The organism is Bradyrhizobium sp. P5_C11_2, from assembly GCF_054049755.1.
Genome location: NZ_JBFULT010000823.1, coordinates 1 through 2,410, shown reverse-complemented (window position 1 = coordinate 2,410; position 2,410 = coordinate 1). Strand labels below are relative to the sequence as shown.

Genomic DNA, 2,410 nt, shown 5'->3' with positions numbered 1-2,410 from the left:
GGATCTCGCCGCGGCTCTCCTCAAGGGCGAGCCGATCGATCCGGAAGCGGTGAGCTTCCTTCCACCGCTGTCCGCACCCGGCAAGATCATCTGCGTCGGATTGAATTACGCGGACCACACGGCCGAAAGCAGCATCCAGCAGCCGGACTACCCGACGCTCTTTGGCCGGTTCGCGTCGAGCCTCATCGGGCACGGTGCGCCGATCGTGCGACCGACCGTCTCGGAGGCGCTCGACTATGAAGGAGAGCTTGTCGCTGTCATCGGGCGCGGCGGCCGTCATATCCCCCAGTCCGCGGCCCTCGACCATGTCGCCGGATATTCGATCTTCAACGATGGTACGATCCGCGACTATCAGTTCCGTACGCCGCAATGGACCATCGGCAAGAATTTCGACGGCACCGGAGCGTTCGGGCCGGCATTTGTAACGGCCGACGAACTTCCGTCAGGCGCCAGCGGCCTGAAACTCGAGACGAGATTGAACGGGACGGTGATGCAAAAGGCGTCGACCTCCGATCTGATCTTCGATGTCGCAACCCTGGTTGCGTTGATCAGCGTGGGCATCACGCTGTTTCCGGGAGATATCATCGTGACCGGCACGCCGTCCGGCGTCGGCGCGGCACGCAAGCCGCCTCTCTATATGAAGCCCGGCGACGTCTGCGAGATCGAGATCGAGGGATTGGGTGTTCTGCGCAATCCGATCGTGCTTGAAGCCGAAGACGCGGTGCGTGCGGCGGCCTGATCCTGCGGTGATCCTGTCACCCGCGGATTCGAGCGGACATCATATCGGTTGCCGTGGAGGCGAGGTCTTGACCAGAGTCGATTAGCGCACTGCCTTGGCTCAACGGAGTTGATCAGGCCGGGTCCTGATCGGGCGTCATTCGGTGGCGGCAGCACGACGTAGATCGTTCGCCGCTTATATTGGGAGGAAACAATGAAATCGGTTCCGGTTCTGATTGCAGGGGGCGGTCCCGTCGGGATGACGCTTGCGAACGTCCTGGCCCATTTCGGCATCCGCTCGATGCTGGTCGAGAAGAATGCGACGACGACCCGCCATCCGAAGATGGACATCACCAACAGCCGCAGCATGGAGCTTTTTCGGAAGTTCGGCCTCGCGGACGCGTTGCGACATGTCGCGGTGCCGGAAGATCATCCCTTCGATGTCTCCTGGATCACAAGTCTCGCCGGATATGAGCTGCATCGCTTTCGATACATGACCCCGAGCGAGTTTCGAAAGCAGATCCGTATCAAGAACGACGGCACCCAACCGCTCGAACCCCCGATGCGGGTCTCGCAGGTCGAGATCGAGCCGGTTCTGAAGAAATCCATCGACGCGCGTCCGGAAGTCGATGTGCGGTTCGGCGTCGCCTTCGAGAGCTTTGAAGAGAAGGACGATCGTGTCGTCGCTGTGCTGCGGGAGCAGGGGAGTGGTGCGCAGGAGCAGGTCAGCTGCCAATATCTAATCGGTTGCGACGGCGGCTCCAGCCGCGTTCGCGCAGGGCTCGGCATCCAGCTCGAGGGGCAGTCGCGCGTCGGCGAACTCTACATGATCCACTTTCGATCGACCGAGCGGGATCTGCTGCAGCGCTGGGGCGTTGCCTGGCACTACCAGTCGCCGCGTGGAACGATGATCGCCCAGAACGACGATGATATCTGGACCGTTCACGTGCCTGTGCTTCCCGGCCAGGACGCGACCAAGCTCGATCCGCGCGCGCTCGTCGAGGCCTATGCCGGCCGGCCATTCTCCTTTGAGATTCTGGTCGCGAATGTGTGGACGCCGCACCTGCTGGTCGCTGAGACCTATGGCAAGGGACGCGTCCTGCTCGCAGGCGACTCCGCGCATCAGTTCATCCCGACAGGCGGCTATGGGATGAATTCAGGGGTCGGCGATGCCGTCGACCTCGGCTGGAAACTGGCGGCGACGCTCCAGGGCTTCGGCGGGCCCGGTCTCCTCGCGTCGTATGAAATCGAGCGGCGTCCCGTGGCGGCGCGAAATCGCGACGCATCCGGCCGCCACATGCAGGTGCGAATGCAGATTGCCGAAGCCTATGGAAGCCTGTTGGAAGGCGACAACAGCGACAATCCCGTGCGCCGGGCGGAAGTCGGCGCTGGGATCGCCAGGCTCGGGAACGTCGAGAACGAATGTTTCGGCATCRAACACGGCTTTATCTATGAGGGATCGCCGATCATCGCAGATAGCTCGGCCACTCCCTTTCCATTCGATTCCGTTGTCTACAAGCCGACGACCACGCCCGGCGCCCGCTTGCCCAGCACATATCTGAAAAACGGGACGGCGCTCTACGATCGGCTGGGCTCGCATTTCACGCTGATCGATTTCCGAAGGCGCGATCTGTCGTCCTTTGTCGACGATGCGGCGCGACGACAGATACCGCTGTCGGTCTTGCAACTCGAC

Annotated in this window: 2 protein-coding genes; both read left to right on the top strand. The window is 62.1% G+C overall.

What is annotated here, in order from left to right; translation table 11 throughout:
* Positions 1–739: fumarylacetoacetate hydrolase family protein (locus ACXJL8_RS39040; RefSeq protein WP_456686816.1), on the top strand; the 739-nt coding region annotated here is incomplete at its 5' end.
* A 192-nt stretch (positions 740–931) separates the two neighbouring features.
* On the top strand, positions 932–2,410 hold a 1,479-nt coding region (locus ACXJL8_RS39035; protein WP_456686815.1), incomplete at its 3' end, for an FAD-dependent monooxygenase.